This window comes from Lentibacter algarum (assembly GCF_018860975.1).
In the GTDB taxonomy this organism is placed as follows: Bacteria; Pseudomonadota; Alphaproteobacteria; order Rhodobacterales; family Rhodobacteraceae; genus Lentibacter; species Lentibacter algarum_A.
The window spans coordinates 12,465-36,298 of the sequence record NZ_JAHKQI010000009.1 but is presented as its reverse complement, the minus strand read 5'-3'; the positions used below and the strand labels follow the sequence as shown (position 1 = coordinate 36,298).

The 23,834-nt window shown below is 57.9% G+C and carries 29 protein-coding genes; 18 read left to right on the top strand and 11 right to left on the bottom strand.

From position 1 onward, the window contains the following. Nucleotides 1-4: 4 nt before the first annotated feature. Nucleotides 5-670 carry a DUF2927 domain-containing protein gene (locus tag KO498_RS14045; RefSeq protein WP_215960563.1) on the bottom strand — a complete coding sequence of 222 codons (666 nt, stop codon included), beginning with the start codon at nucleotides 668-670 and terminating at the stop codon, nucleotides 5-7. Further along, on the bottom strand, nucleotides 667-1,539 hold the full coding sequence (locus tag KO498_RS14040) for an S-methyl-5'-thioadenosine phosphorylase (protein WP_215960562.1): 873 nt from the start codon (nucleotides 1,537-1,539) through the stop codon (nucleotides 667-669). Before KO498_RS14040 ends, KO498_RS14045 begins: the two co-directional genes overlap by 4 nt. Before the next feature lie 309 nt (nucleotides 1,540-1,848). On the opposite strand from KO498_RS14040, the gene KO498_RS14035 reads away from it, so the two are divergent. From KO498_RS14035 to KO498_RS14010, 6 genes are all read left to right on the top strand, one after another. Beyond that, the gene (locus KO498_RS14035) at nucleotides 1,849-3,477 is read left to right on the top strand and encodes a SulP family inorganic anion transporter (RefSeq protein WP_215960561.1); all 1,629 of its coding nucleotides are present in this window, start codon (nucleotides 1,849-1,851) and stop codon (nucleotides 3,475-3,477) included. A gap of 66 nt (nucleotides 3,478-3,543) precedes the next feature. Continuing rightward, a complete protein-coding gene (locus KO498_RS14030; RefSeq protein ID WP_215960560.1) occupies nucleotides 3,544-4,587 on the top strand; it encodes an aldo/keto reductase in 1,044 nt (347 codons plus the stop codon). Nucleotides 4,588-4,790: 203 nt separating this feature from the next. Further along, nucleotides 4,791-5,702 (top strand): 3-keto-5-aminohexanoate cleavage protein, encoded by a 912-nt coding sequence (locus tag KO498_RS14025; RefSeq protein WP_215960559.1) that lies wholly within the window; start codon nucleotides 4,791-4,793, stop codon nucleotides 5,700-5,702. After that, nucleotides 5,702-6,055 carry a hypothetical protein gene (locus KO498_RS14020; protein ID WP_215960558.1) on the top strand — a complete coding sequence of 118 codons (354 nt, stop codon included), beginning with the start codon at nucleotides 5,702-5,704 and terminating at the stop codon, nucleotides 6,053-6,055. The genes KO498_RS14025 and KO498_RS14020 overlap by 1 nt, the downstream gene beginning before the upstream one ends. Before the next feature lie 20 nt (nucleotides 6,056-6,075). Continuing rightward, nucleotides 6,076-7,551 carry a carnitine 3-dehydrogenase gene (locus tag KO498_RS14015; RefSeq protein ID WP_215960557.1) on the top strand — a complete coding sequence of 492 codons (1,476 nt, stop codon included), beginning with the start codon at nucleotides 6,076-6,078 and terminating at the stop codon, nucleotides 7,549-7,551. Continuing rightward, nucleotides 7,548-8,303, top strand: coding sequence for an SDR family oxidoreductase (locus KO498_RS14010; RefSeq protein ID WP_215960556.1), 756 nt, complete (start codon nucleotides 7,548-7,550; stop codon nucleotides 8,301-8,303). Before KO498_RS14015 ends, KO498_RS14010 begins: the two co-directional genes overlap by 4 nt. Here KO498_RS14010 and KO498_RS14005 read toward each other — a convergent pair whose 3' ends face one another. Continuing rightward, entirely contained in the window at nucleotides 8,304-9,158 is an 855-nt protein-coding gene (locus KO498_RS14005; RefSeq protein WP_215960555.1) for a helix-turn-helix domain-containing protein, read from the bottom strand. It abuts the gene before it with no gap. Between the two features lie 105 nt (nucleotides 9,159-9,263). On the opposite strand from KO498_RS14005, the gene KO498_RS14000 reads away from it, so the two are divergent. From KO498_RS14000 to KO498_RS13990, 3 genes are read left to right on the top strand one after another with little or no spacing between them, the layout of a single operon-like run. Next, nucleotides 9,264-9,470, top strand: coding sequence for a DUF2061 domain-containing protein (locus KO498_RS14000; RefSeq protein ID WP_215960554.1), 207 nt, complete (start codon nucleotides 9,264-9,266; stop codon nucleotides 9,468-9,470). Further along, nucleotides 9,460-10,362 carry a fatty acid desaturase gene (locus tag KO498_RS13995; protein WP_215960553.1) on the top strand — a complete coding sequence of 301 codons (903 nt, stop codon included), beginning with the start codon at nucleotides 9,460-9,462 and terminating at the stop codon, nucleotides 10,360-10,362. The genes KO498_RS14000 and KO498_RS13995 overlap by 11 nt, the downstream gene beginning before the upstream one ends. Nucleotides 10,363-10,382: 20 nt before the next feature. Further along, a complete protein-coding gene (locus tag KO498_RS13990; RefSeq protein ID WP_215960552.1) occupies nucleotides 10,383-11,282 on the top strand; it encodes a DMT family transporter in 900 nt (299 codons plus the stop codon). Nucleotides 11,283-11,285: 3 nt separating this feature from the next. On the opposite strand, the gene KO498_RS13985 is transcribed toward KO498_RS13990, so the two are convergent. Both KO498_RS13985 and KO498_RS13980 read right to left on the bottom strand, forming a co-directional pair. After that, nucleotides 11,286-12,014 carry an NUDIX hydrolase gene (locus KO498_RS13985; RefSeq protein ID WP_215960551.1) on the bottom strand — a complete coding sequence of 243 codons (729 nt, stop codon included), beginning with the start codon at nucleotides 12,012-12,014 and terminating at the stop codon, nucleotides 11,286-11,288. Between the two features lie 30 nt (nucleotides 12,015-12,044). Next, nucleotides 12,045-12,383 (bottom strand): DUF983 domain-containing protein, encoded by a 339-nt coding sequence (locus tag KO498_RS13980; RefSeq protein WP_436835943.1) that lies wholly within the window; start codon nucleotides 12,381-12,383, stop codon nucleotides 12,045-12,047. Nucleotides 12,384-12,655: 272 nt separating this feature from the next. On the opposite strand from KO498_RS13980, the gene KO498_RS13975 reads away from it, so the two are divergent. The 4 genes from KO498_RS13975 (at nucleotide 12,656) to KO498_RS13960 (ending at nucleotide 14,682) form a co-directional block, all read left to right on the top strand. Further along, nucleotides 12,656-13,144, top strand: coding sequence for an EF-hand domain-containing protein (locus KO498_RS13975; protein WP_215960549.1), 489 nt, complete (start codon nucleotides 12,656-12,658; stop codon nucleotides 13,142-13,144). Nucleotides 13,145-13,218: 74 nt separating this feature from the next. Continuing rightward, entirely contained in the window at nucleotides 13,219-13,803 is a 585-nt protein-coding gene (locus KO498_RS13970; RefSeq protein WP_215960548.1) for an RNA polymerase sigma factor, read from the top strand. Beyond that, on the top strand, nucleotides 13,778-14,191 hold the full coding sequence (locus KO498_RS13965; protein WP_215960547.1) for a hypothetical protein: 414 nt from the start codon (nucleotides 13,778-13,780) through the stop codon (nucleotides 14,189-14,191). Before KO498_RS13970 ends, KO498_RS13965 begins: the two co-directional genes overlap by 26 nt. Continuing rightward, nucleotides 14,188-14,682 (top strand): periplasmic heavy metal sensor, encoded by a 495-nt coding sequence (locus tag KO498_RS13960; protein WP_215960546.1) that lies wholly within the window; start codon nucleotides 14,188-14,190, stop codon nucleotides 14,680-14,682. Before KO498_RS13965 ends, KO498_RS13960 begins: the two co-directional genes overlap by 4 nt. Before the next feature lie 10 nt (nucleotides 14,683-14,692). On the opposite strand, the gene KO498_RS13955 is transcribed toward KO498_RS13960, so the two are convergent. After that, nucleotides 14,693-16,093, bottom strand: a complete 1,401-nt coding sequence (locus KO498_RS13955) for a diguanylate cyclase (protein ID WP_215960545.1) — start codon at nucleotides 16,091-16,093, stop codon at nucleotides 14,693-14,695. Nucleotides 16,094-16,176: 83 nt separating this feature from the next. On the opposite strand from KO498_RS13955, the gene KO498_RS13950 reads away from it, so the two are divergent. Both KO498_RS13950 and KO498_RS13945 read left to right on the top strand, forming a co-directional pair. Beyond that, nucleotides 16,177-16,461, top strand: coding sequence for a DUF3572 domain-containing protein (locus KO498_RS13950; protein ID WP_215960544.1), 285 nt, complete (start codon nucleotides 16,177-16,179; stop codon nucleotides 16,459-16,461). A 2-nt stretch (nucleotides 16,462-16,463) separates the two neighbouring features. Next, nucleotides 16,464-17,159, top strand: a complete 696-nt coding sequence (locus tag KO498_RS13945; RefSeq protein ID WP_215960543.1) for an HAD family hydrolase — start codon at nucleotides 16,464-16,466, stop codon at nucleotides 17,157-17,159. Between the two features lie 277 nt (nucleotides 17,160-17,436). Here KO498_RS13945 and KO498_RS13940 read toward each other — a convergent pair whose 3' ends face one another. Then, nucleotides 17,437-18,348: a pirin family protein gene (locus tag KO498_RS13940; RefSeq protein ID WP_215960542.1), complete on the bottom strand. Its 912-nt coding sequence runs from the start codon at nucleotides 18,346-18,348 to the stop codon at nucleotides 17,437-17,439. Nucleotides 18,349-18,459: 111 nt separating this feature from the next. Next, complete coding sequence (locus tag KO498_RS13935) at nucleotides 18,460-19,635, bottom strand: 4Fe-4S double cluster binding domain-containing protein (protein ID WP_215960541.1); 1,176 nt, start codon at nucleotides 19,633-19,635, stop codon at nucleotides 18,460-18,462. A gap of 162 nt (nucleotides 19,636-19,797) precedes the next feature. Here KO498_RS13935 and KO498_RS13930 point away from each other — a divergent pair, with 162 nt between their 5' ends. After that, a complete protein-coding gene (locus KO498_RS13930; RefSeq protein WP_215960540.1) occupies nucleotides 19,798-20,742 on the top strand; it encodes an NAD(P)-dependent oxidoreductase in 945 nt (314 codons plus the stop codon). Between the two features lie 3 nt (nucleotides 20,743-20,745). Here the strand turns inward: KO498_RS13930 and KO498_RS13925 are convergent, their stop codons facing one another. After that, nucleotides 20,746-21,102, bottom strand: a complete 357-nt coding sequence (locus KO498_RS13925; RefSeq protein ID WP_215960539.1) for a VOC family protein — start codon at nucleotides 21,100-21,102, stop codon at nucleotides 20,746-20,748. Nucleotides 21,103-21,196: 94 nt separating this feature from the next. On the opposite strand from KO498_RS13925, the gene KO498_RS13920 reads away from it, so the two are divergent. Continuing rightward, nucleotides 21,197-21,931: a helix-turn-helix transcriptional regulator gene (locus tag KO498_RS13920; protein ID WP_215960538.1), complete on the top strand. Its 735-nt coding sequence runs from the start codon at nucleotides 21,197-21,199 to the stop codon at nucleotides 21,929-21,931. A gap of 64 nt (nucleotides 21,932-21,995) precedes the next feature. On the opposite strand, the gene KO498_RS13915 is transcribed toward KO498_RS13920, so the two are convergent. After that, nucleotides 21,996-22,217: a pyridoxamine 5'-phosphate oxidase family protein gene (locus tag KO498_RS13915; RefSeq protein ID WP_215960537.1), complete on the bottom strand. Its 222-nt coding sequence runs from the start codon at nucleotides 22,215-22,217 to the stop codon at nucleotides 21,996-21,998. After that, complete coding sequence (locus KO498_RS13910) at nucleotides 22,207-23,070, bottom strand: DMT family transporter (protein ID WP_215960536.1); 864 nt, start codon at nucleotides 23,068-23,070, stop codon at nucleotides 22,207-22,209. Before KO498_RS13910 ends, KO498_RS13915 begins: the two co-directional genes overlap by 11 nt. Before the next feature lie 84 nt (nucleotides 23,071-23,154). Here KO498_RS13910 and KO498_RS13905 point away from each other — a divergent pair, with 84 nt between their 5' ends. Further along, nucleotides 23,155-23,820 (top strand): helix-turn-helix transcriptional regulator, encoded by a 666-nt coding sequence (locus KO498_RS13905; protein ID WP_215960535.1) that lies wholly within the window; start codon nucleotides 23,155-23,157, stop codon nucleotides 23,818-23,820. Nucleotides 23,821-23,834 lie beyond the last annotated feature (14 nt).

The following is a 23,834-nucleotide window of genomic DNA, read 5'->3' as shown; positions in this document are numbered from 1 at the left end:
CAAGCTACTTGCTTGCGTAATGCCGCCGCAGCGCACGCTTGTCCTGAATTGAGAGCGCCTTCACATCGTTGCCTGTCTGGCTAAAGATCGAGACACCGACATATGCAGGGCTGTCGATGTCGGTCATCAGCCCGAGCGCTTGGGTGAGTTCTTCAAGCACGACGCTCTCATAAGACGTGATGCGCAGGTCTTTGGAAATCGCGATCGCGCCGTCGATGATCCGGCCTTTCGCGGCTTCGATCCGCAGGCGCGTCGTGGCGCCTCCAAGTGTGCTGCCGTCAACCCAATGCAGGCCGGTTCCGGAGATCGAGCCGCCACGCGGGGCGTCGATCAAAAACAACTGCAAATCTGCGGCGCTGCGGTCTTTGGTTTTGCTCAGGGTAACGCCGGCGTCGGCGGCGTTTATCTCTTTAATGGCAAGGGTTAAAGCAGCGCGTGCGCGAGGGCCCTTACTGCCGAGGAACGCGCGTGGAAACGGGGCCAGCCAGACTCGCAAAGGGCGTTCAAGATGCCAGTGCACCAGCGGTTTTTGGCAGCTGCCTTCAGGGGGCGCGGCACAGGCAACGAGGCGGTAGAAATCTTCGTCGTTGAGCAAGCCTTCGACGGTGACATGGTCTTGAGCGGCCGCGCTGTTCGCAAGTAGAAAGAGGGTTGCGAGGAGGAGCCTCACAGCACGCGGCCTGCGATGACGTCAAGCTTCTTGACGAGTGCCGGATCGCGGGCTTCGGGCGCTGTGAGAATGGCGTATTCCAGCGCGCGGTCGCAACCATGCGGGCAAGCCTCGCGGGTGCTGCCGAGGAGGGCAGGAAGACGGCTGACAAGAGCGCGGCCCTTATCGGCATTGCCCATCAAAGTTTTAATGATTTCAGTGACATCAACCTCGCCGTGCTCAGGATGCCAGCTGTCATAGTCGGTGATCATCGCAACGCTCGCATAGCAGAGTTCAGCCTCGCGAGCGAGCTTGGCTTCGGGCATATTGGTCATGCCGATCACATCAGCCCCCCAGCTTTCGCGATACATTTTGCTTTCTGCGAGAGTCGAGAATTGCGGGCCTTCCATCGCCAGATATGTGCCGCCCTTGTGCACGGTTATTCCGGCGTCTTGCGCGGCAGTTAGGCAAGCCATTGAAAGGCGCGGGCAAGTCGGATGCGCGACGCTGACGTGGGCGACACATCCGGTTCCAAAGAAGGTTTTGTCACGGGCGAATGTGCGGTCAATGAACTGATCTACAACAACAAAATCACCTGGGGCCATCTCTTCTCGAAAGGAGCCGCAGGCCGAAACCGAGATTACATCGGTGACGCCGATGCGCTTGAGAGCGTCGATATTTGCGCGGTAAGGCACGCTGCTTGGCGTGTGGATATGGCCACGGCCATGACGCGGCAGAAAGACCATTTTGACACCATCGAGAGAGCCTGTGAGAAGCTGATCTGAGGGCGCTCCCCAAGGGGTTTTAACGGTTTGCCATTGGGCGTTTTCCAAGCCGTCGATGTCGTAGATTCCTGACCCGCCGATCACGCCAATTACAGTTTCACTCATGTGTTTTCCCTCAAAATATGTCGGCCCATTTGTGACCTTTCATACCGCCAAAGGCAAGGGAGCGGGCGCAGTGTTAACCTTGTTGGCGAGCGTGGTTAACGGGCTGTGACTCGGGTGCATATCACAGTGCATACCGCAGTGCATAATGCGTGCAGACAGTTTTTGAACCGATTTTGATGTGAATTTGTTTACTGTTAGGAGCAGAATTAAACGGATGTTAACTTGGTGCTGGCATTTTTGCGCCAATGCCGTTAGGCGGCGGGCAAGATATGAACGGCCTTCGGGCCTCCCGCGAGCAGGAAAACAGATATGAAACGCGCTTTGATGGCGGCTTTTGCCAACCGTGTCGCAATGCCCGACCTTCGGGTTATGCAGGATGAACCCTTCTCGATGGGGCGCGTGCGGATCGAAGTTCTCTCGGGGTTGACTGTTGCTTTGGCGCTTGTGCCCGAGGCGGTTGCCTTTGCGTTTGTCGCGGGTGTTCATCCGCTTGTGGGGCTTTACGCGGCGTTTATGGTCGGGCTGATCACAGCGGTTTTCGGCGGGCGCCCGGGGATGATCTCGGGGGCGACGGGGGCCTTGGCTGTTGTTATGGTGGCGCTCGTTGCGCAGCACGGTGTTGAATACCTGTTCGCCACGGTTGTGCTGATGGGTATTTTGCAGCTGATTGCCGGAGCGATGCATTGGGGCAAGTTTATCAGACTGGTGCCACACCCTGTGATGCTGGGCTTTGTGAACGGGCTGGCGATCGTTATTTTCCTTGCACAGATGACGCAGTTCAAGGTGCCTGGAACGGTTGTGAACACGGGCCACGGCATGAGCGGCGGCGAATGGCTGAGTGGCAGCGCGCTGTTTTTGATGCTTTCGCTGGTGGCTATGACGATGGCGATTATTTGGGTGATGCCGCGTATCACCAAGTTTATTCCAGCGCCTCTGGCGGGTATTGGCATCGTGGCGATTTTGGTGATCGCGCTGGGGCTTGATGTGCCGCGCGTTGGTGATTTGGCCTCGATCAAGGGCGGGTTGCCGCCGTTCCATATCCCGCAGGTTCCGCTCAACTGGGCGACATTTGAGATCATCCTGCCTTATGCGGTTATTCTGGCGGCGATTGGCTTGATTGAAAGCCTGCTGACTCTGAACCTTGTTGGCGAAATTACCGGCAAGCGCGGTGGTGCTTCGCAGGAATGTCTGGCGCAGGGCGCGGCCAATGTGGCGACAGGATTTTTCGGCGGCATGGGTGGCTGTGCAATGATCGGGCAGAGCATGATCAACGTGAAATCAGGCGGGCGCACGCGGATTGCGGGCATCGCTGCGGCGCTGTTTTTGCTGAGCTTTATTTTGTTTGCCTCACCGCTTATCGAGCAGATCCCCTTGGCGGCGCTGGTTGGGGTGATGTTCATGGTGGTGATCGGGACGTTCGCTTGGAACTCGTTGACCATCTTGCGCCGCGTGCCGTTTAACGACGCGTTCGTGACGATATTGGTGACAATTGTAACTGTTGCATATGACCTTGCAATCGCGGTTGTTGTCGGGGTGATTGTGTCGGCGCTGAGCTATGCCTGGAACAACGCACGCCGCATTGATGCGCATATCGACGAGGCCGATGGCGAGAAGGTTTACCGCGTGCAGGGGCCTTTGTTTTTTGGTTCAGCCGACGGATTTGCAGAGCTGTTTAGCGTCGCGAGCGACCCTGATAATGTGGTCGTAGACTTTGCGGGAAGTCGTGTTGTCGATCAGTCGGCTTTGCAGGCGATTGAAGCAATCGCAGCCAAGTATGAAGCCGCAGGCAAGCGCTTGCAGTTGCGCCATTTGAGTCGCGATTGCCACCAGTTGCTGACCCGCGCTGGGCATTTGATGGTCGATAGTGATGATGACCCCGACTATGAGCTCGCGGTCGATTACGAAGTGCGCACCGGCATTCTGGACAGCGGTCACTAAGCGTTAGCAATTTGACATTCTGAAACGGTTCGCCAGAGTGCTGGCGAGCAAAAACAGGATGCAAATATGAAACAACGTGAACTAGGCCGAACCGGAATAGTGGTCTCCGAGATGTGTCTCGGCACGATGACTTTTAGCACGCAGACCAGCGAGGCCGAGAGCTTTGCGCAGATGGAGCTTGCGCTTGACCGCGGTGTCCAGTTTTGGGACTGCGCGGAGATGTATCCGGTGAACCCGCTGAGCCGCGAAACGCAGGGCGATGCAGAGCGCGTGCTTGGCAACTGGTTTGAGAAGAGCGGGCGGCGCAACGAGGTTGTTTTGGCGACCAAACACTCGGGCAAGGGCTATAAGAATGTGCGCGATGGCGCGGCGATCTCGGCGGCGACAATTCCTGAAGCGATTGAAGGCTCTTTGAAGCGCCTCAAAACGGATGTGATTGATCTCTATCAGTTTCACTGGCCCAACCGCGGCTCGTATATGTTCCGCCAGAACTGGGATTATGACCCTTCTCACCAGGACAAGTCAGATACGATTGCCAATATGGAAGAGTGTTTGGGCGCGTTGCATAAGGAAGTTGACCGCGGGACGATCAGGGCTTTCGGGCTGTCAAACGAGAGCGCCTGGGGCACGGGGCAATGGCTTGCGGCGGCCGAGCGTGTCGGCGGGCCGAGGGTTGCATCGGTGCAGAACGAATATTCGCTGCTGTGCCGGATGTATGACACCGATTTGGCCGAGTTGAGCGTCAATGAAGACGTGGGCTTGCTGGCGTTTTCGCCGCTAGGGGCAGGGCTGTTGAGCGGCAAGTATCAAGGCGGCAAGGTGCCTGATGGGTCACGCAGGAGTCTGGTTCCGGAGATGGGCGGACGCATAACGCCGCGGGTGTTTGACGCGGTTGAGGCCTACTTGGAAGTTGCCAGGAAGCACGGGCTTGATCCTGTACATATGGCACTGGCGTGGACGTTGACGCGGCCTTTCATGGGCAGTTCTATCTTCGGAGCGACGACGGTTGCACAGCTTGAGCACGCACTTGAGGCGGCTGATATCGTGCTGTCGGACGAGGTGTTGTCGGAGTTGAACGCTGTGCATAAGCAGCATCCGATGCCGTATTGAAGCGCTTTGAAATCAAGCTGTGCCTCACCTTATTCTCGAAACGTTTTAGGCAGGCGTTGGATTTGAGTATTTTTGCGAAAAGAAAGCCTGGAGGGCGTGAAGTTTTCCGGGGGCGCGGCTTAAAATGTCTCGAAAGGGCTTTCGGGGCAAGGGTGTGGTGTGAGACGCTGCGCAAAATGACTGTTGCTTGAAGGGATTCGGCTATGCCACTGACTATGAACAAAGACGTGTTTATCACCTGTGCGGTGACCGGATCGGGCAGCACGCAAGATCGCAGCCCGCATGTTCCGCGCAGCCCTGAGCAGATTGCTGATAGTGCTATCAAGGCGGCCAAGGCAGGTGCGGCTGTGGTGCATTGCCATGTGCGCGACCCGGAAACTGGTGCGCCGAGCCGTGACCTCAAGCTGTATCGCGAATTGACTGATCGTGTGCGCAGTGCGGATGTTGATGTTGTGCTCAACCTCACGGCTGGCATGGGTGGTGACATTGTTTTTGGCGGGGTGGAGAGCCCGTTTCCGACGATTGACGGCACAGATATGGTTGGGGCCAGTGAGCGTGTGGCGCATATTGCCGAGTGCCTGCCAGAGATATGCACGCTTGACTGCGGCACGATGAACTTTGCCGAGGCTGACTACGTGATGACCAACACGCCGGGCATGTTGACGGCGATGGGCAGCATGATGACAAAGCTCGGCGTGAAGCCGGAGATTGAGGCATTTGACACCGGGCATCTTTGGTATGCCAAGCAGCTTGTGGCGGACGGAGTGCTTGAGCCTGACGCGCTTGTGCAGCTTTGCATGGGTGTTCCCTGGGGCGCGCCGGATGATCTGAATACTTTCATGGCGATGGTGAACAATGTGCCTGACAGCTGGACGTTTAGCGGCTTTGGCCTTGGGCGCAACCAGATGGCTTATGTGGCGGCGTCTGTTCTGGCGGGCGGCAATGTGCGTGTCGGGCTTGAAGACAATCTCTGGCTTGATAAGGGCGTGTTGGCCGAGAACTACCAGTTGGTTGAGCGCGCCCGCGGGATCATTGAAGCGATGGGTGCGCGCGTGATCGGGCCTGACGAGGTGCGCAAGAAGCTTAACCTGACAAAACGCGAGCCGCGCTCGTGATGCGGCTGTTTGCGGTTGCCCTGCTGGCAGTGCTGGCGGCGTGTCAGCTGGTTGAGCCTGCAGGCGACGAGGATGGAATCGCTGCTAGCACGAGGGTTGCTGACCAGAGCTCGGGTTCACCGCTGTTGCTAGAGGCGCAGTGTAAAGCGGCGGGCGGTAGCATGGTGATCGGGCTGGCGGGGCCGCAATGTGCGAGGCCACAGCCGGACGCGGGCAAGGCCTGTTCGGACAGCAAAGATTGTGCGGGCCTTTGCCTTGCCGCAACGCGCACCTGCTCGCCGGTGACACCGTTTTTTGGCTGTCATGAAGTGCTGATGGCTGGCGGCAAAAAAGCTGCGCTTTGCGTGGACTAAACATTGAAAGGATGACGGGAATGACCAAACGCGCAGCGATTATTGGCGGTGGTGTTATTGGCGGCGGCTGGGCTGCGCGCTTTTTGCTTAACGGCTGGGATGTGCGGGTGTTTGACCCTGACCCGGAGGCCGAGCGCAAGATAAGCGAAGTGTTGGAGAATGCACGGCGCTCGCTGCCGGGGCTTGGCAATATGGCGCTGCCTGCAGAGGGCGCTTTGAGCTTTCATGCTGAATTGGCCGATGCCGTTGAGGGCGTTGACTGGGTGCAGGAAAGCGTGCCGGAGCGGCTTGAGCTCAAACACAAAGTCTATGCACAATTGGCCGAGAGCGTGCCTGCGGGGGCTGTTATCGGTTCGTCGACATCGGGCTACAAGCCGAGCGAGTTGCAGGCGGGCATGAGCAACGCGAGCCAGATCGTGGTGACGCACCCGTTTAACCCTGTGTATCTGCTGCCTCTGATTGAGCTTGTGAGCACAGAGGCCAACGGCACCGATGTGATCGAACGCGCGAAAGAGATTATCAGCGGCATTGGCATGCACCCGCTGCACCTTAAGAAAGAGATTGATGCCCATATTGCAGACCGCTTTTTGGAGGCCGTGTGGCGCGAGGCGCTTTGGTTGATCAAGGATGGCATTGCCACCACTGAAGAGATCGACGATGCGATTAGATATGGTTTTGGCATACGCTGGGCGCAGATGGGCCTGTTTGAGACCTATCGTGTGGCGGGCGGCGAGGCGGGCATGCGCCACTTTATTGCACAGTTCGGGCCGTGTCTGAGCTGGCCCTGGACCAAGCTTATGGATGTGCCGGAACTGACCGACGAACTGGTTGATGCGATTGCCGATCAGTCGGATGCGCAAAGCGGAATGCACACGATCCGCGAGCTTGAGCGTATTCGCGATGACAACCTTGTGGGCATGATGCGGGCGCTGGGGGCGAACAACTGGGGCGCTGGCAAGTTACAAAACGACCATGACAAGACCCTGCGCGAGGGTGCGGGGATTGCGGCGCATGTGGATGATGTTGCTGACTTGAGCCAGCCAGTACTGACGCTGCACCGCGTGGTTCCGCTTGATTGGCTTGATTACAACGGGCACATGACCGAGAGCCGCTATTTGCAGGCTTTTGCGGATAGCACTGACCGCTTTATGGAGATGATCGGCTGCGATGCGGAGTATATCGCGAACGGTGGCAGTTACTTTACCGCCGAGACGCATATCCGGCATATCGACGAGGTGCATGCGGGGGCGAAGATCACGGTGCATACGCAGGTCGTTATGGGCGCTGGCAAAAAGATGCACTTGTTCCATGAAATGCGCGAGGGCGAGCGGTTGTTGGCCAGCGCTGAGCATATGCTCCTACACGTTGATCTGGCGACGCGGCGTGCGGCTCCGCCGAGCGCTGAGGTTGAAGCGGCGCTTGTGAAGGTTGCGAGCGCGCATGCCGGCTTGAGCAAACCTGAAGGGCTTGGCCGCGCGATTGGCGATCCGCGATGAGAGTATTGGTAACCGCGGGTGCGTCTGGCATCGGGCGGGCGATTGCCGAGGCTTATGCGGTTGAAGGCGTGCGGGTTTGGGTAACGGATGTTGACCGCGCAGCGCTTGCCAACACGCCCAAGGACTGGGGTGCAGCCGAGGTTGACGCCAGCGACGAGGCGGCCGTGAAGGCGCTGTTTGCAGAGATTGATGCAGCTTGGGGCGGGCTTGATGCGCTCTGTGCCAACGCGGGTATCGCGGGGCCGACAGCGGCGGTTGAAGATATTACGCTCGATGACTGGCGCACTTGTATGAGCGTCAATGTCGAAGGCGCGTTTCTGGCGGCAAAATATGCTGCGCCGATGATGAAGGCGCAGGGCAGCGGCTCGATCATTCTGACGTCGTCAACGGCCGGGCAGTTTGGCTATCCGTTACGGGCGCCCTATGCGGCGGCTAAATGGGCGGTGATCGGCTTGATGAAAACGCTGGCGATGGAGCTTGGGGCGCATGGCATTCGGGCCAACGCTATCTGTCCGGGGGCCGTGGAAGGGCCGCGGATGGAAGGCGTTTTGCAACGGGAAGCGGCGGCGAAGGGCATGAGCCGCGACGATGTTTACAAGGGCTATGCCAGCGGCACCTCGATGAAGTCCTTTGTGACGGCTGAAGATGTGGCCAATATGGCAGTGTTTTTGGGCAGTGACCGCTCGCGGCTGGTCAGCGGGCAGGTGATCGCTGTTGACGGACATACGGAAAACCCCGACCCGAAGGTGTGATTACATACCGGCAAGACTGTCTAGGTGATCAGGGAAGTCGCGGGCCGAGATGTGGGCTTCGCGGACGAGTTGATCAAAGTGCTGGGTAAGAGCCTGAACGCGCTCGGTGTCGCGGAATGTGAGGTAGTCACGGCCCACATAGAGCGCAGCGAGGAGCGGGCCGAAGATTGTTACCGGAGCCGAGAACAGCTGTCGGGCGTCGAAAGCGTAGATGCGCAGGCGCGGGTAGAGTTGCTGGTGAAGCTCTTTGAAACGGCTGATCTGGGCTGCACGAACGTCTTCAGGAAGGCCCCGGTAGTAGCCTTCACCGTGCACGAAACTTGCGAGTTCATAAAGCGGCAGGGCGATTTCATAGTCGGAGGGTGAGGCGTTGATCAGCGCGAGGCGGTCTTCCATTGCGTTGATCGCTTGCTCCGTGGTGCGTCCAAGGTGCGGTGTGTATTCCCACATTAGCATGTCGCGGGTTTTAAGCATGTCGGGCAGAGCGGCGGGGACATGACGGATTTTGTATCCGGCGGCTTCCTTGTGCCAGTTGAAGATCGCTTCGTCGATCATCGCACGGGGGGCATGGGTGAGGGTGAGCGAGTTTGCCAAGAGGTGCGAAGCGGTTTCGGGCCTGTCGGAGAGCGACAAGAGCCAGTCGGCCGAGACACCAAGCGCAGCCGCACATTCACCCACAACCTGTGCATTTGGCAGGCGCGCGCCGGTGCCTGTGAGCAATTGCGAGATTGTTGAGCGGTCAACCCCGATGCGGCGTGCTAGGGCGCTTTGACTGGTGTCATTGCTCTGCAATGCTACGGCGAGGCGCTGGCGAAACTGCTCGGCGCGAACGCGTTTGTCGATTTTTTGGTTCATATGGTGAGTTATATCACCATTGGTGAAATTTGTTAATCATATTCGGAATGTTTGCACGCGGTTCTGGTTGATATCGTTTTTGAGAACCAACCTATGGAGCCAGAATTGGACAGTGCAAAACGAACTCTGCTGAAAGCCACTTTGTGGAACGTGTTGGGCTTTTATGTAATGAGTCTTGTTGGCTATCTGGCAACCGGATCGTGGAGTATTGGCGGCGCGATGGCTTTGATCAATACGGCCGTCGGGTTTGCGATGTATTTTGCCTATGAGCGGGTTTGGTCGGTGATCACCTGGGGGCGACATGCGGAGTAGGGCTGTCGCGCGAGTTGAGTGGCCGACGCTGGCTTTGCTAGGGCTGACTTACGGGCTTTGGCTGCTGGGAATAGGCGTTGCGTCACAGCTTTGGTTGCCGTTGGGAATGCTGTTGGTGACGCTGGCGGGTGTGCAGCATTCGTCGCTATGCCATGAGGCGTTGCACGGGCATCCGACGCGCATGCGATGGCTCAACGAGGCGCTGGTTTTCCCTCAATTGACTTTGTGCATTCCTTATGGCCGGTTTCGTGATCTGCACCTTGAGCACCACCGCGACGAGCAACTGACCGACCCGTATGATGACCCAGAAAGCAACTATCGTGACCCAAAAGCCTGGGCGCGGTTCGGGCTGTTGACGCGGCTTTTACTGGAAGCGAACAACACCCTGCTCGGACGCATGCTTATCGGGCCGATTGTGGGGCAGGTTTGCTTTATGCGCAGTGATTTTGCCGCTATCAGGGCTGGTGAACGGGCGGTTCTGCGGGCTTGGGTGGCGCATATTGTGTCTGTATTCGTGGTGATCTGGGTGTTTGCCGTTGTGGGCCAGATGCCTGTTTGGGCGTTCTTGCTGGCGAGCTATGGCGGGCATTCTGTGCTTAAGATCAGGACCTTTCTGGAGCACCGAGCGGATGAACGAACAAGTGGGCGCACAGTGATTGTGGAGGACCGCGGGTTGTTGGCGCTTTTGTTTTTGAACAACAACTATCATGTGGTGCACCATGAGCGGCCTGGCGTGCCCTGGTATCAATTGCCGAGCGCGTTCAGGGCCGAGCGCGAGGGCGTAATGCAACGTAATGGCGGTTACTATTACCGCTCGTATCGCGAGGTTTTTGCGCGTCACTTTTTGCGGCGCAAAGACCCTGTGGCGCATCCTCTCTGGCCAAAAGAGTGAAATGCAGCCAGTAAGCTTGCATGGCTTGGATATTTCTCGCAATCGGCGCGGCGGCGTTTCAGACGCTCAGGTTTATGCTGCAAAAAATGCTCAGCATGGGCACGCTTTCGGCGGGCGGCGCGACGCTGGCGCGGTTTCTCTACTCGGCGCCCTTTGTGTGTTTGCTGGCAGCTGGTTACGTCTGGTTCCGCGGGCAAGGGCTGGCCGAGTTTGGCCCGCGCTTTTGGCCCTATGCGCTCACTGGCGGCTTGGCGCAAATACTCGCAACGTGGTGTGTTGTGGCGATTTTCGCCAGCCGCAACTTTGCTGTCGGGATTACCTTTAAAAAGACCGAAGTAATGCTGACCGCCTTGGTCGGTTTCGTCGTGTTGGGCGACACTGTGACGCTCGGGGCGCTGGGGGCGATCGCGCTTGGGCTACTTGGTGTGTTGGTCTTGTCGGACATGCCGGAGGGTGCGGGCGGTTTGCTGGCGAGGGCGATGAACCGCGCGGCGGGGCTTGGGGTTTTGTCGGGCGTGCTGTTCGCGGTTTCGGCAGTGAGCTACCGTGGTGCAACGCTTGAAGTTGTCTCGGATGATGCCTTTATGCAGGCGGTTTTGACATTGGCCTGTGTCACCGTGAGCCAGACCGTCGGACTAAGCGCTTGGCTGATGTTTAAAGAGCCTGGCGAGATCGGCCGTGTTGCGCGTGCGTGGCGCAGGGCAGTTTGGATGGGGCTGACGGGGCTTGGCGGATCACTCGGTTGGTTTACCGCCTTCGCGATGATGAATGCGGCCTATGTGTTCGCTGTCGGACAAGTCGAGGTGATCTTCTCGATCCTTGCCTCGGTACTGTTCTTTGGCGAAAAAATCACCCGCCGCGAGGGGCTCGCAATGCTGTTTATCACGGCATCGGTGATTGCGCTGGTGGCACTGGCCTGAGCGTCAGTCGCCTTTGATCTGGCGACCAGACAGCGGACCCTTGCCGTTGAGGCGCAAAAACAGGCTTTCTTCGGTGTCATTGTGAAAGAACGGCACATTTTGGGGCGGCTCAGTGTCGTGTAAGCGGTGCGCGACCTCGGCTAGAACGACTTCAGTGATGAAGGGCAGATCAAAGCTGCGCACGTCTTCAAGGCCGATCCATTGCAGATGCGAAAGCTCGTCTTCGGCGTTGGAGAAATCATCGAGGTCAGAGGCAATTTCGGCGGCATCGACCAGAAAGAAGCGCGCGTCAAAACGGCGGGGGCGGCCCGGCGGGGTTATGGCACGAAAGACGAACTGAAGCGGGTGCGCAGACGGGGCGAAGCCGGCTTCGGCAAACTCGCGCCAATCCTCGGGAACTTCGCCTGCCCATGTGCCCTTCTGGCCGAGCACAAGGCCTGTTTCCTCCCAGAGTTCACGGATTGCAGCAGCACCGAGTGCGCTAGAGATGTCAGTGTCGCAGCCCTCGGCCAGCCGTTCGGCACATGTTGGATGAAACCCGCGCGCAAGGGGGATTGCGTAGTCGGCCTGATCAACCGCACCGCCGGGAAAGACAAACTTGTTGGGCATGAAGGCGGCTTTTGCACCGCGCTGGCCCATGAGAACTTTAGGCGCAGTCAGCCTATCACGGACGGCGATAATCGTCGCGGCATTGCGGATCGCGGTTTTGTCGATCGGTTGCGGAGTGGTCATTGGCAGCGCCTTTGTGATGTGGCGCCGGGGTTAACGGGTTTTGAACCCATGCAAACCGCGCGCCCATTGATACGCGATGAACGCGCCTTTTATTCTGGGCAAAAGATATAGCGACAGCAGCGTCGCGCCAAGAGCGAAGATCGTGAACAGCACCAATGGCTCGGGGCGATAGTGCGTGAAGAAGATATGCAACGCTGGCATCATGATGTGGCCGACAATGAGAATGGTCAGGTAGGCGGGCCCGTCATCGGCGCGGTGATGGTGCAGTTCCTCATGACAGACTGTGCATTCATCCTGAACCTTGAGGAAGCCTTTGAGCAGCGGGCCTTTGCCACAATTCGGGCATTTGCGGCGCCAGCCTTTGAGCATGGCGTCACGCACAGGACGGTCTGGGCGGTCTGGCTGTTCTTGTGAAAAGTCTGTGAGGCTATTTGGTACTTGGCTCATCGTTTGTCCTTGCTCGCATAATGGCAGCAATGTGCTGCATTCTGCCGGATAACTAAAGTGCCAAGTGAGCCTTGCGTCTTGATGTCGCAAATCCGGCCCATGAAAAAAGTTGCGACGGAAGTTGAGGGTGCCACCGTAATAGGCTGCAGTGACGGGGTAAGCCCGCACACAGTAAAGAAAGTTGGAGACACGTTATGACTACTTATAATGCACTCACACGGGCAACTGCCCTTGCTATGATCGTAAGCATTGCCGCAGTTGGCGGACAAGCCGTAGCGGCCGGAGCGAAGGGCGAAGGCCGGCATATGAATTTCGAACAGCTTGACACCAACAGTGACGGGAAGTTGTCGCAAGAAGAGCTGAAAGCCGGAGGCGACCAGCGCTTCACGCAATCAGACAGCAACAACGACGGCAAGATCACTAAAGACGAAGCTGTTGCCAAAGCTGGCGAGCGTGCCGGACAGCGCTTTGACAAAATGCTTGAGAAGTTTGACGCCGACAAAGACGGTGCGCTGACGCAAGACGAGATCCGAGCTGGCAAACGCGAAGCGCGGATGGAAAAAATGTTCAAGCGTGCAGACACCGACAATGACGGTTTCATTTCGGAAGAAGAAATGAAAAACATGCATGAGAAGCGTGGCGGTCATCGGAAGCATGGCCACGGCCACAAAAAGAACGACTAACGCAACCGCAGGCACCGCCTTGAAAACGAGGCGGTGCCTGTCGTGAGCACCCTTGGGATAGCAGCCAAAGTGACATGAGTATGGCCTTTGACGACACTACAGAGCTGAGCGATGCAGCGCTTCTGACCTTGTTTGCCAATGGCGACAAGGAAGCCTCGGCTGTGTTGACACGGCGGCTCGTTCCGGTGGTTCTGGCGCATGCTTTCCGGTTGCTCGGGGTGCGTGCGGAAGCCGAAGACGTTGCTCAGGAAGCGATGCTGCGTTTGTGGAAAATTGCACCCGAGTGGCGACAGGGTGAAGCCAAAGTGACGACCTGGCTTTACCGTGTGACGGCAAACCTGTGCACTGATAAACTGCGCAAACGCCGTTCTGTTCCGCTTGAAAGCGTGGCCGAACCACTTGACGAAAGCGCGAGCGTGCCCGAGCAGATGCAAGACAAAGCGCGCATGCAAGCCCTTGATGATGCTTTGGCACAACTGCCTGACAGGCAGAGGCAAGCGGTGGTTTTACGCCATATAGAAGAGATGCAGAATCCGCAGATCGCAGAGATTATGGAGATCAGCGTTGAGGCGGTTGAAAGCCTGACAGCTCGCGGTAAGCGGGCTTTAACCAAGGCGCTAGGGATGCGCCAAGATGAACTGGGGTATAGCGATGAGTGATCATGACAGAGACACACAGATGCTGAACGATATGTTTGCAACGGCCCGTGACAGCAGCCCTGACGCCACGGCTGACTTGATGGCGCGCGTGATGCGAGATGCAGCGGTTGTTCAGGACGGGTTTGAGCAAGCGGGTATCGGGCGGAACAGTGAGAAGTCTTCGCGGCGGTTTGGCTGGCGATCGCTCATTGAGGGCCTCGGCGGCTGGCCAGCTATGGGTGGGCTGGTGACGGCAACGGCTGTCGGCGTCTGGTTGGGGCTAGCGCCTTACACGGGCCTTTCAGAGACGGTGGCCGGCTATCTTTTCGAGAGCACATCACTTGATGGGTTGGAAACCGATTACGTTTGGCTGGATACACTGGATGATACATTGGGGGATGCGCTATGACGCAAGATATGAAAACAAATGACGGTTCAGAGACAGGTGGTAAGTCTAGGATGAGCCGTGGATGGCGTGCCGTACTTGTGGTCTCCCTCGGGCTTAATCTGGCGGTTGCCGGGCTGGTTGTCGGTGCGGCTTACCGGTACAATGGCCCACCTCACAATAAAGTTTCCCGCGAAGACCCGATACTGCGTGCGCTAGACAAGGACGCCCGTCGCGAGATCGGCCGTGCCATGCGAAAGAACCGCGCCGGAGCGCCGGGCATTCAACAGGAGATCGCTGCGGGCTTTGCGAATATGCAGACGGCTTTAAGGGCGGACGAGTTCGACGCGGTGGCTTTTCGGGCGGCAATGGCACGCAAAGGGGCAGCTTTTCGCGAGATGCGCGCTGTTGGTGAAACGGCGCTTGTTGATTACATTAGCGGGTTGAGTAAAGTGCAAAGAACTGAGCTTGCGAACCGCCTGAAAGATGACCCTAAACGCCGAAAAAATCGCTGAGGCGCGGACATTAGGCGGCAGAACGCGGGCTGAGTGTAACTTGATTGCGGCCGTGATTTTTTGACCCGTAAAGCGCCTGATCGGCCTCGCGCAGCAGAGTTTCAGCTGTTTGTGTCGCACAAGCATTGACCCTACTTTGCGTGTTGGTCACTGCGACTCCGATGCTGACAGTGAGGCGCTGTGGCTCCGGGGTGCCCGGCAGGATAAAGCTGTGGCTCGAGATCATCTTGCAGAGGCGGTGAGCGGCGAGCCGCGCTTCCCGGACGCAGGTGTCAGGCGATACGATCATGAATTCTTCCCCACCGATCCGAGACGCGAGATCAGAGCGGCGCAACGAGCGTCTGAGCAACTCGGACAAGGTGACCAGGGCGGCATCTCCGGCCTCATGGCCGAAGGTGTCATTGATCAATTTGAAGTGGTCAACGTCGATAACCATAACGGCGCAGCTGGTTTGTTTGAAGTCGCAACGGCTTGCCATGCGCGCAAGATGCGGCAGTGCGAAACGGCGGTTGTAAAGCCCGGTGAGAGCGTCGGTTGCCGCGGCGCGCAGGCCTTCGTGCATGTTCTCGCGCAGCTTGTCGTCTCGCTGTTTGACGGCGGCTTGACGGCGCAAACGAAGGGCCAGTTCATCGGCGCAATAGCCGTATACGAGCACATCATCGGCGCCGCGGTTCAGGGCCTCGCAGAGAAGCGCGGGTTGTGCGCTGTCTAAGACTGCGATGATTTTTGCGTAACGGGTGCGGCTGGCTGCACGCAAATCCGAGAGCGTCGTTAGCGCTTTTTCGGCGTTGGAATCCCTTATTTCAAGGGTGATGACGTCAGGTGACGGGCCTGATTGCAAAGGCTTTACAGCGCCTTCAAAGCAGTGCGCAGTCGAGCTGTCGCCCGCACGAAGAGGAAGCGCCTCAAGCCAGTTCTTGGCAGTGATGCGTGTCTCGCAAATGAGAGCAATGTCGGTGCTAGGAGCGAAGTTATGTGCGGCTTCACCGAAACCAAGAACACGCGAGGCGCTTTCTTGCAGGAGCGTGTCTTCACGGCTGACGCGGTTGCGCAAGATCGCTCGAAACCGTGCCAGCAATACGACGATATCAACTGGCCTGGCGAAGACATCGGTTGCTCCGAGGGATAGGAGTTTAGTGCGTTGATTTAATTCACTTAATTCACACAGTACGATGCGTGATATCTTGCAAATCCGGGGATCATTTTCAAAGGCCTGATGAAAGGTTTCTGCGCTCATGCCGTCTAGTCGAGCCGAGCAAAGCATGAGATCAGGCTGCGCCTCACGGGCGAGCTGCAACGCGTCATTGGCGTTGTTGGCTTGCAAAACCGTATACCCTGCAGTTGTTAACTTAACCTGCAGAATGACACGGTTTGTGGCAATGTCGTCGACGATCAGGACTTTACCGGGCATTGTGGCCTCTGGCTCCTTTGTGCTTGTGGTCTTGGCTATCATTTCGCAAAAGAGGTTAAGAAAACCTTTCTAGGATGTGTAAAATGTCTGTTTCGCGGGACACAGCCGAGAGCATCGGCGTAAAAGCGCTCATTTGGTTGGGCAACAGTGATGATCTGATGCCGGTGTTTTTGGGGGCCAGCGGGGCTGCGGTTGAAGACTTGCGCGCTCAGGCTTCTGATCCGGCATTCCTGGGTTCTGTGCTCGACTTTTTGTTGATGGATGACGCCTGGATTGTCGCTTTTTGTGACAGTGAAACGCTGCCTTATGATACGGTGATGAAAGCCCGAGCCGCGCTGCCCGGTGGCGAGCAAGTGAACTGGACATAAACATGACTTCATCGGTCAAAGGCGCATTGTTTGACAAGGACGGCACATTGTTTGATTTCGCCAGCACATGGGAAGCATGGGCGCTGGCCTTTTTGAACCGAATGGGCCGCGACGAAGTGCATGCCGCCGAGCTTGCCGGGTTGATCGGATTTGACTATTCAGAGCAGAAATTTCTCAATGATAGTATCGTGATAGCGGGAACATCAGGCGAGGTTGCAAAGGCTCTGACACGCGGGCTTGAGGGCTGGAGCGCAGAGGCGATCGAAGATGTTTTAAACATGGAAGCCGCGAATGCGCCACAGGCCGAAGCGGTGCCGTTGAAGCCGCTATTGAACCGGTTGAAAGCTGCCGGATTGAAGCTGGGTGTGGCGACGAACGATGCGGAGATGCCGGCACTGGCGCATCTGAAATCGGCCGATGTTACGGGGTATTTTGACTTCATTGCCGGCTTTGACAGCGGCTATGGTGGCAAGCCCGCGCCGGCGCAGATGCAGGGTTTCTGCAAGGCTGTCGGATTGGCCCCGAATGAGGTGATTATGGTGGGCGATAGCCTGCATGATCTGCACGCTGGCAAGGCCGCTGGCATGCGCTGCGTTGGTGTTTTGACGGGGCTTGCCGGTGAGGCTGAATTGTCACCGTTTGCCGAAGTTGTTTTGCCGGATATCGGGCATATTCCGGCTTGGTTGGGCCTGAAATAGCGCAAAGTGTTAACACGGCGTTGCGTGAAGTTAACGCTTATGAACGTTAACGACACGGGTTGTGACTTGCGTGCATACCACAGTGCATACGGCAGTGCATAATGCGTGCAGACGATTGTGAGGCCAATAGTTAAGGAAAATTAAGTTAATGCTGCGTGCGGTGGAGCCGAGAGGGCGGGTGGCCGCAACGCGGGTATCCGCCCTCTCGGCCACGCCCAACCAACGGGCACGTGTCGCAGACGCGGGCTTAGTGGGCGGGAGCCGTGGTCAGCCTTGGTTAATGTGCCGGTTTGATGAAAGTGCCGTTTTGCAAGTCTTTCACAGCTTGGCGGATCTCGTCGCGGGTGTTCATCACGATCGGCCCGTGCCACGCGACAGGCTCTTGTAGCGGTGCGCCGGAGATGAGCAAAAAACGCAGGCCCTGTTCGCCTGCCTGCACTGTTATCTCGTCGCCTGTGCCAAAGCGGATCAGCGTGCGATCGCCGGACATATCACGGATGTTGACTTCCGCGCCCATCACCTCTTTTTCGAGCAGCACGCCGGTCGGGGCGCTGGCATCGGAAAACGCGCCGGAGCCTTCAAACACATAGGCGAAGGCGCGGCGGTAGGTGTCAACCGGCAGTGTTTTCTTCACGCCAGCGGGGATGCTGACATCAAGGTATTGCGGGTCAGCGGCGATGCCGTCAACAGGCCCACGCTTGCCCCAGAACTCGCCTGTCACAACACGCACATGGGTGCCGTCGTCATCGGTGATCTCGGGGATTTCACGCGCCTCGACGTCTTGATAGCGCGGGTCGGTCATTTTCAGATCAGAGGGCAGGTTGGCCCAGAGCTGAAACCCGTGCATCTGGCCTTGGCTGTTTCCGCGTGGCATTTCCTGGTGCATGATGCCTGATCCGGCGGTCATCCATTGCACGTCACCGGCTTTGAGCGCGCCTTGGTTGCCGAGGCTGTCGCTGTGCTCGACTTCGCCTGACAGAACATAAGTGATGGTTTCGATGCCGCGATGCGGGTGCCACGGGAAGCCCTTGTCATAGTCGGCGGGGTGTTCATTGCGAAAGTCGTCAAACAGCAGGAACGGGTCAAGCTCGCTCGGGTCATGAAAGCCGAATGCGCGGTGCAGGTGCACGCCTGCGCCTTCAAGTGTGGGCGTTCCTTTGCGGGTCTCTAGAACTGGGCGAATAGACATGTGAGGGCTCCTTTGCGGTCGTTCTCAAGGTGGCCTTTGAGCCGTTCTCTGGCAAGCTGCGCGGACGGGCAGAGAGTGTGCGCAAATGCACAGAAGGTTGCGAAAGGCCGTTTAGCGGGCGCGGAAGGCGGCCCACCAAGTGTCGGGCTTGAGGCGTTCGGGCACCTTAGCCAGCCTGAGCGCCAGTTTGCGAAAGCGTGACAAGGCGAGAGCGCGCCAGAGGCGGTTGCGCCACTTGCCGAAGTCGCGGTTGAACGGGCAGACGCGCATACAGATCGCGCAGTCAGAGCTGAGTTTTGCCCAAAAGCCGAAGCATTTTTCGGCGTTGGATGTCCATTTCTTCACGCCTTTGATGGCGCTTTGGTTTTCTCCGCCAAACTCGGGTGCGCCAAAAGGCAGCGCCTTAACCGGGCAGGCGTCGGCGCAGGCGGTGCAGATATCGCAGAACTTGGCAAAGCCGGGCCGCTTTGGCACGTCATGTGTGAGCGGCATGTTGGTGAGGATTTTCGAGAACCTCAGCCGCGGGCCGTATTCTGGCGTCAGCACCATCTGGTTGCGGCCATATTCGCCCAGCCCCGCTTTGATCGCGTAGGGGATCACCAGCCCCGTGTCGTTCATGCTTGCCACAGCCTCATAGCCGAGGTTGCGGATATAGGCGGCGGTTTGCATGACGATGCTGGCTTCGTGCGAATACTCGCGGCCTGTCGCGGCGCCAGCAAGCGCCGAGGGGTAGGTTTTGACCAGTGTTTTGTCCATCTCGTGCCCCAAAACGATGACTGTATGCAGGCTTTCGGGGAGGGTGTTGGGAGCCTCGGACATATCGCGGGTGTCGACGCGCGTGGCGTAGAGGAAGCGTTCATCAAGGTCGGTGATGCCGCAGAGGTTTGCGCCAAAGAACTTGGCGATCTGTTTGATTTCGGCGCTCATCTCCGCCGTGTCTTCGATTTCGAGCTTGTCGGGGGCGACTGGGGTGTCAGACCTTATCGGAGCTTGGAAGCCTTCGCGCTCGCCTGTGGCGGCGTTGCGGTCAGAGATCACGTCGGACACCAGCCAAGCCGCGTTGCGCAGGGCAAAGTCGCGTTGTGAAAAGCCGGCGCCACGGCGGGGTGTGGCTTCCATGCGGTAGGAATTGAAGAAGGCATCAGAGTGTTTGGAGCGCACGCCTGCGTCCCAGAAGGCGCGGGTGAAGACGTCGTTGCGCTGTTTGAAGGGTGAGAAATCATCAGCGATTTCAAAACCGGCGGCAGCATCTGTGTCGCGTTGCGGGGAGTTTTTTGGCCATGACATGCGGTGAGCCTATGGGCGGGCAATATTTGTGGCAAGGGCTTGGGAGGTGAGTATTTTTGCAAAGAGAAAGCCGGGGGGCGGGAAAACGTCAAGGCGGTGTCGTTTGGGGGCTTGCGTGGCTGTGACTGTGCAGCAAGGATGCGGGAAAACGGGAGAAAGATTATGAAGATCGGGTTTGTCGGATTGGGCAATGTTGGCGGGAAGCTCTCGGGGAGCCTGCTGCGCAACGGTGTTGAGCTTGTCGTGCATGATTTGAGCGCCGAGTTGGTTGCTGGCAAGGTTGCCGAGGGGGCGGTTGCTGGCGGTAGCCCTGCATTGATGATGCGTGATTGCGATGTGGTGATTACCTGTCTGCCGAGCCCTGCGGCCTGTGCGCTGGTGGTTGAAGAGATGTTGCCTGAGGTGACCGAGGGCAAGATCTGGCTTGAGATGAGCACGACTGACGAGGCCGAGGTGAAGCGGCTTGGTGAGGCCGTGATTGCGGCGGGCGGTGCAGCGGTTGACTGCCCTGTATCAGGCGGCTGTCACCGTGCAGACACCGGCAACATCGCGATTTTTGCGGGCTGTGATCGGGCGACGTTCGAGCGCATTCTGCCTATTTTAACCATCATGGGGCGGCGGGTTTTGCACACAGGTGATCTTGGATCCGCGTCGGTGTTGAAGGTTTTGACCAACTTTCTGGCGACGGCGAACCTCGTGTCTGTGGCCGAGGCGCTCACCGTGGCCAAGGGTGCGGGGATGAACCTGAATGTGGCTTATGAGGCGATGGCGATTTCGTCGGGGAACTCTTTTGTGCACGAGACCGAGGGGCAGGTTATTCTCAATGGCAGTCGCGATATTTCGTTCACGATGGACTTGGTTGCCAAGGACATTGGCTTGTTTCAGGACGTTGCCGACCGCGCCGGTGTGCCGCTTGAGGTGAACCCGCTGTTGATCAATATTTTCAACGACGGCATCGAGCGGTTTGGCCCCAGAGAGCTGAGCCCGAACATCATCAAACGGCTGGAAGAGGCGACGGGGCTTGATGTGACAGCACCGGGCTTTCCTGCAGAGATGACCGATGACGAGCCAGAAGAGCGCGGCGCTGAAGTTGTGCCTAAGTTTTAGGGCCTAGTCGGAAAAGCACAGCTTGTTTCCATCGAGATCTCTTACATAGGCAGAGAAGCGCGGGCCTCTCTCATTAGGGGTGCCCTCGCATGTGCCTCCGAGGCTTAGGGCCAATTTGTGTAGCCTTCTGACCTCTTGATTGGAGCCGACCGAAAACCCCACCATCGTTCCGTTGCCGATGGTGGCTGGATTTGTGTCAAAGGGGATCGCGGTTGCAAAGGCAAAATCTTCGCCTAACCAGTAGGTCATTCTGTCTGAGGGTGACAGGCTTTGAAGACCTGACTGCGCAAAGAGAGCATCGTAGAAGGCTTTTGAAGCTTCCATGTCGTTGGTTCCGACAACAAAATAGTTCATTTTCATAGGGTGGGTTCCTTTAGGTTTCTGTAGGCTGTTGGTGTGTTTGTGCTGTCTTCGTCATATTGCTTAATGTGACATTTTATGTCCTATTTGTTGCATGGCACGTACAAATGCACATGACAGGCTGCGGCGGATGGAACTGCTTGCGGTTCAGATGAAGCAAGAAGCGCATTGCACAGTGAAAGACCTGGCGCAGCAGCATGGGGTTAGCATGCGAACCATTGCGCGGGATCTGTCGCTCATGCGCGAACAGGGTATGCAGATCGACGCTGATCGCGGGCGCGGCGGCGGCGTGCGACTTGACCGCAATTGGGGTGTTGGCCGGATGAATTTGGCCTACCCCGAGGCTGTCGATCTGCTCATCAGCATTGCTGTCGCAGAAAAGATGGACTCGCCGATGTTTTTGGCCAGCCTTGAATCTGTAAGGCGGCAATTGGTTGCTTCGTTTTCGCCGGAAAAGCGCAGCAAGGTTACACGGCTGAAATCCCGCATTCTGATTGGTGTCACGGCATCAACCTATGTTCAGGCAAGCGCCAACTCGCCTCCCAAACGGGTTGTGCAGAGGTTGCATCAGTCCTTCATCAACCAAGAGGTGCTGGAGATCGGATACCAAAGGGAGGATGGCGTCAGTTCTGAACGGCAGATTGAACCGCATTACCTTTTGCTGAAGTATCCCATTTGGTATGTCGTCGCGTTTGACCGTCTTAGGAACGGGCCAAGGATATTTCGTTGTGATCGCATCGGCGCTGCCACAATGACGGGCGCGCGTTTCCAACTGATGCCAAAGGATGCGTTTCAACCTTCGCTGGCAGAAGACGACCTTTCACTGTGATGATCGCTGCGAACCCTATTGGAGTGTTAGTCCTCAAAAATGCCTGTTGGGGGGCCGTCGAGGCTTAGGAGGTTTTTCTTGCGCCAGAAGGCGCGGCGGTTTCGTTGCTGCTCCCAGACAGGCTGAGCCAAGTGATTTGTTGGTCAGACGTGATGCGCAGAGTGTCGAGGCCCTTGGGCGACACATTCACGCGGCCATCGGGGGCGGCAGTGGCGACAAAGAACATCGGTTGGTCTTGGGTGAACCTACGGAAGGAGCGGTTGAGCTTGTCGGTTTTAAAGCCCATGTTGCATCGCCTTTCTGAACGGGAGTTGTGAGGCGAGCACGGCTGCAAAGACAATTGTGCCGTCGATGACGGTTGAAAGCGTGGGCCACTCGGCGAGAACGATAATGGCCCAGAGCGGTGCGAGGGGTGTTTCGAGCGCGCCGATGAGGGCGGCTTGGGCTGTGGGCACCAGGCGCGCGCCCTCGAGCAAGAGCACCGAGGCAAGTGCGAAGACAAGGCCGAACAAGGTGAGCATGCCGACCTCCAAGCCGCTGGTTTGCAGGGGTGTTGCGAGCATCAGCGCGAAGGGCAACAAGACGATCGACGACAGCGCGGCTGGCAGTTTTGTCGGTGTGTCGGGGCGGGCGCGAAACATCACCATCATCAACGACATGAAGAATGTCATGCCAAGGGCGAGGATGTCGCCTTTCTGGCTGCCCGTTGTGTAGGAGCCTTGCAGGGTGATGCCGACACCGGTGAGCGCGAAGGCGCTACAGGCGAGGGTTTTGGCGGAAGGACGTTCACCGATGAAGCCCCACGACAGCACGGCAGAGACAAACGGCGCTGTGGCCCAGATCAGCGTGACGTTTGCGACGCTGGTATGTTTGAATGCCGAGAGGAAGCAGGCTGTGGCGATGCCGCCAACGCAGGCGGCGAGGAAGGCGAAGGGTGTGAAGCGCGCGAGCTCGTCTTTGACGCCGCTACGCAGGGCGAGAAAGGCGACTGTGAAGATCGCACCGGAGAGGCCGCGCCAGAAGATCACCTCCCATGCCGGGGCCTCGACCGCTTTGGTGAAGATGCCGGCGAAGCTGAAGGCGAGTGCGGAGAGTGCTACAAGCATGACGCCGCGGCGGAGGGAGGGTGAGGTGTTCATTTGAGCCGTTTACCCGAGGCCTGCTGACAGCCTATTGTCAGCAGTGATGTGTTAGGGCGGCGCGCATAGCAAGAGGGGCGGACAATGACGAGATCGACACGGATGTTCGAGATCATCCAGATATTGCGGGCGGCGCGCCAGCCACGCACAGCGCAGCGGTTGGCGGATGAGTTGGAGGTGACCAAGCGCACGGTTTACCGCGATATTGCGGCACTGCAGGCGATGCGGGTGCCAGTCGAAGGCGCGGCGGGCCTCGGTTATGTGATGCGCTCGGGCTATGATTTACCGCCGGTGAACTTTGATGTGGAGGAAGCCGAGGCGGTGACTGTCGGCCTCGCGCTGATTGCGCGCACGGGTGACAAGGGGCTGACCCGTGCGGCCAAGTCGGCGGCGCAGAAACTGGCCGCGGCGACCGGATTGAGCGAGACAGTCTATGCGTCGACATGGGGTGTTGAAGCGCCAACGGGGGTTGATCTGTCACAGGTTCGGCAAGCGATACGCGAAGAGCGCAAGATGGCGATTGCCTATGAGAACGGCGAAGGCGAGCAGACCCAGCGGGTGATCTGGCCGATCGCGATCGCTTATCATTCGGAGGTTAACATGCTGGCGGCCTGGTGTGAGATGCGGCAGGATTTGCGGCACTTCCGGCCAGACCGGATCAGCGCGGCTGAAGTGCTTGATGCTCGGTTTGCCGGCGCGGGTGACAAGCTCAGGCAGGAGTGGATCAAGGGATATGCCGACCGGCTTTAGAGGCTGTCGGGCGA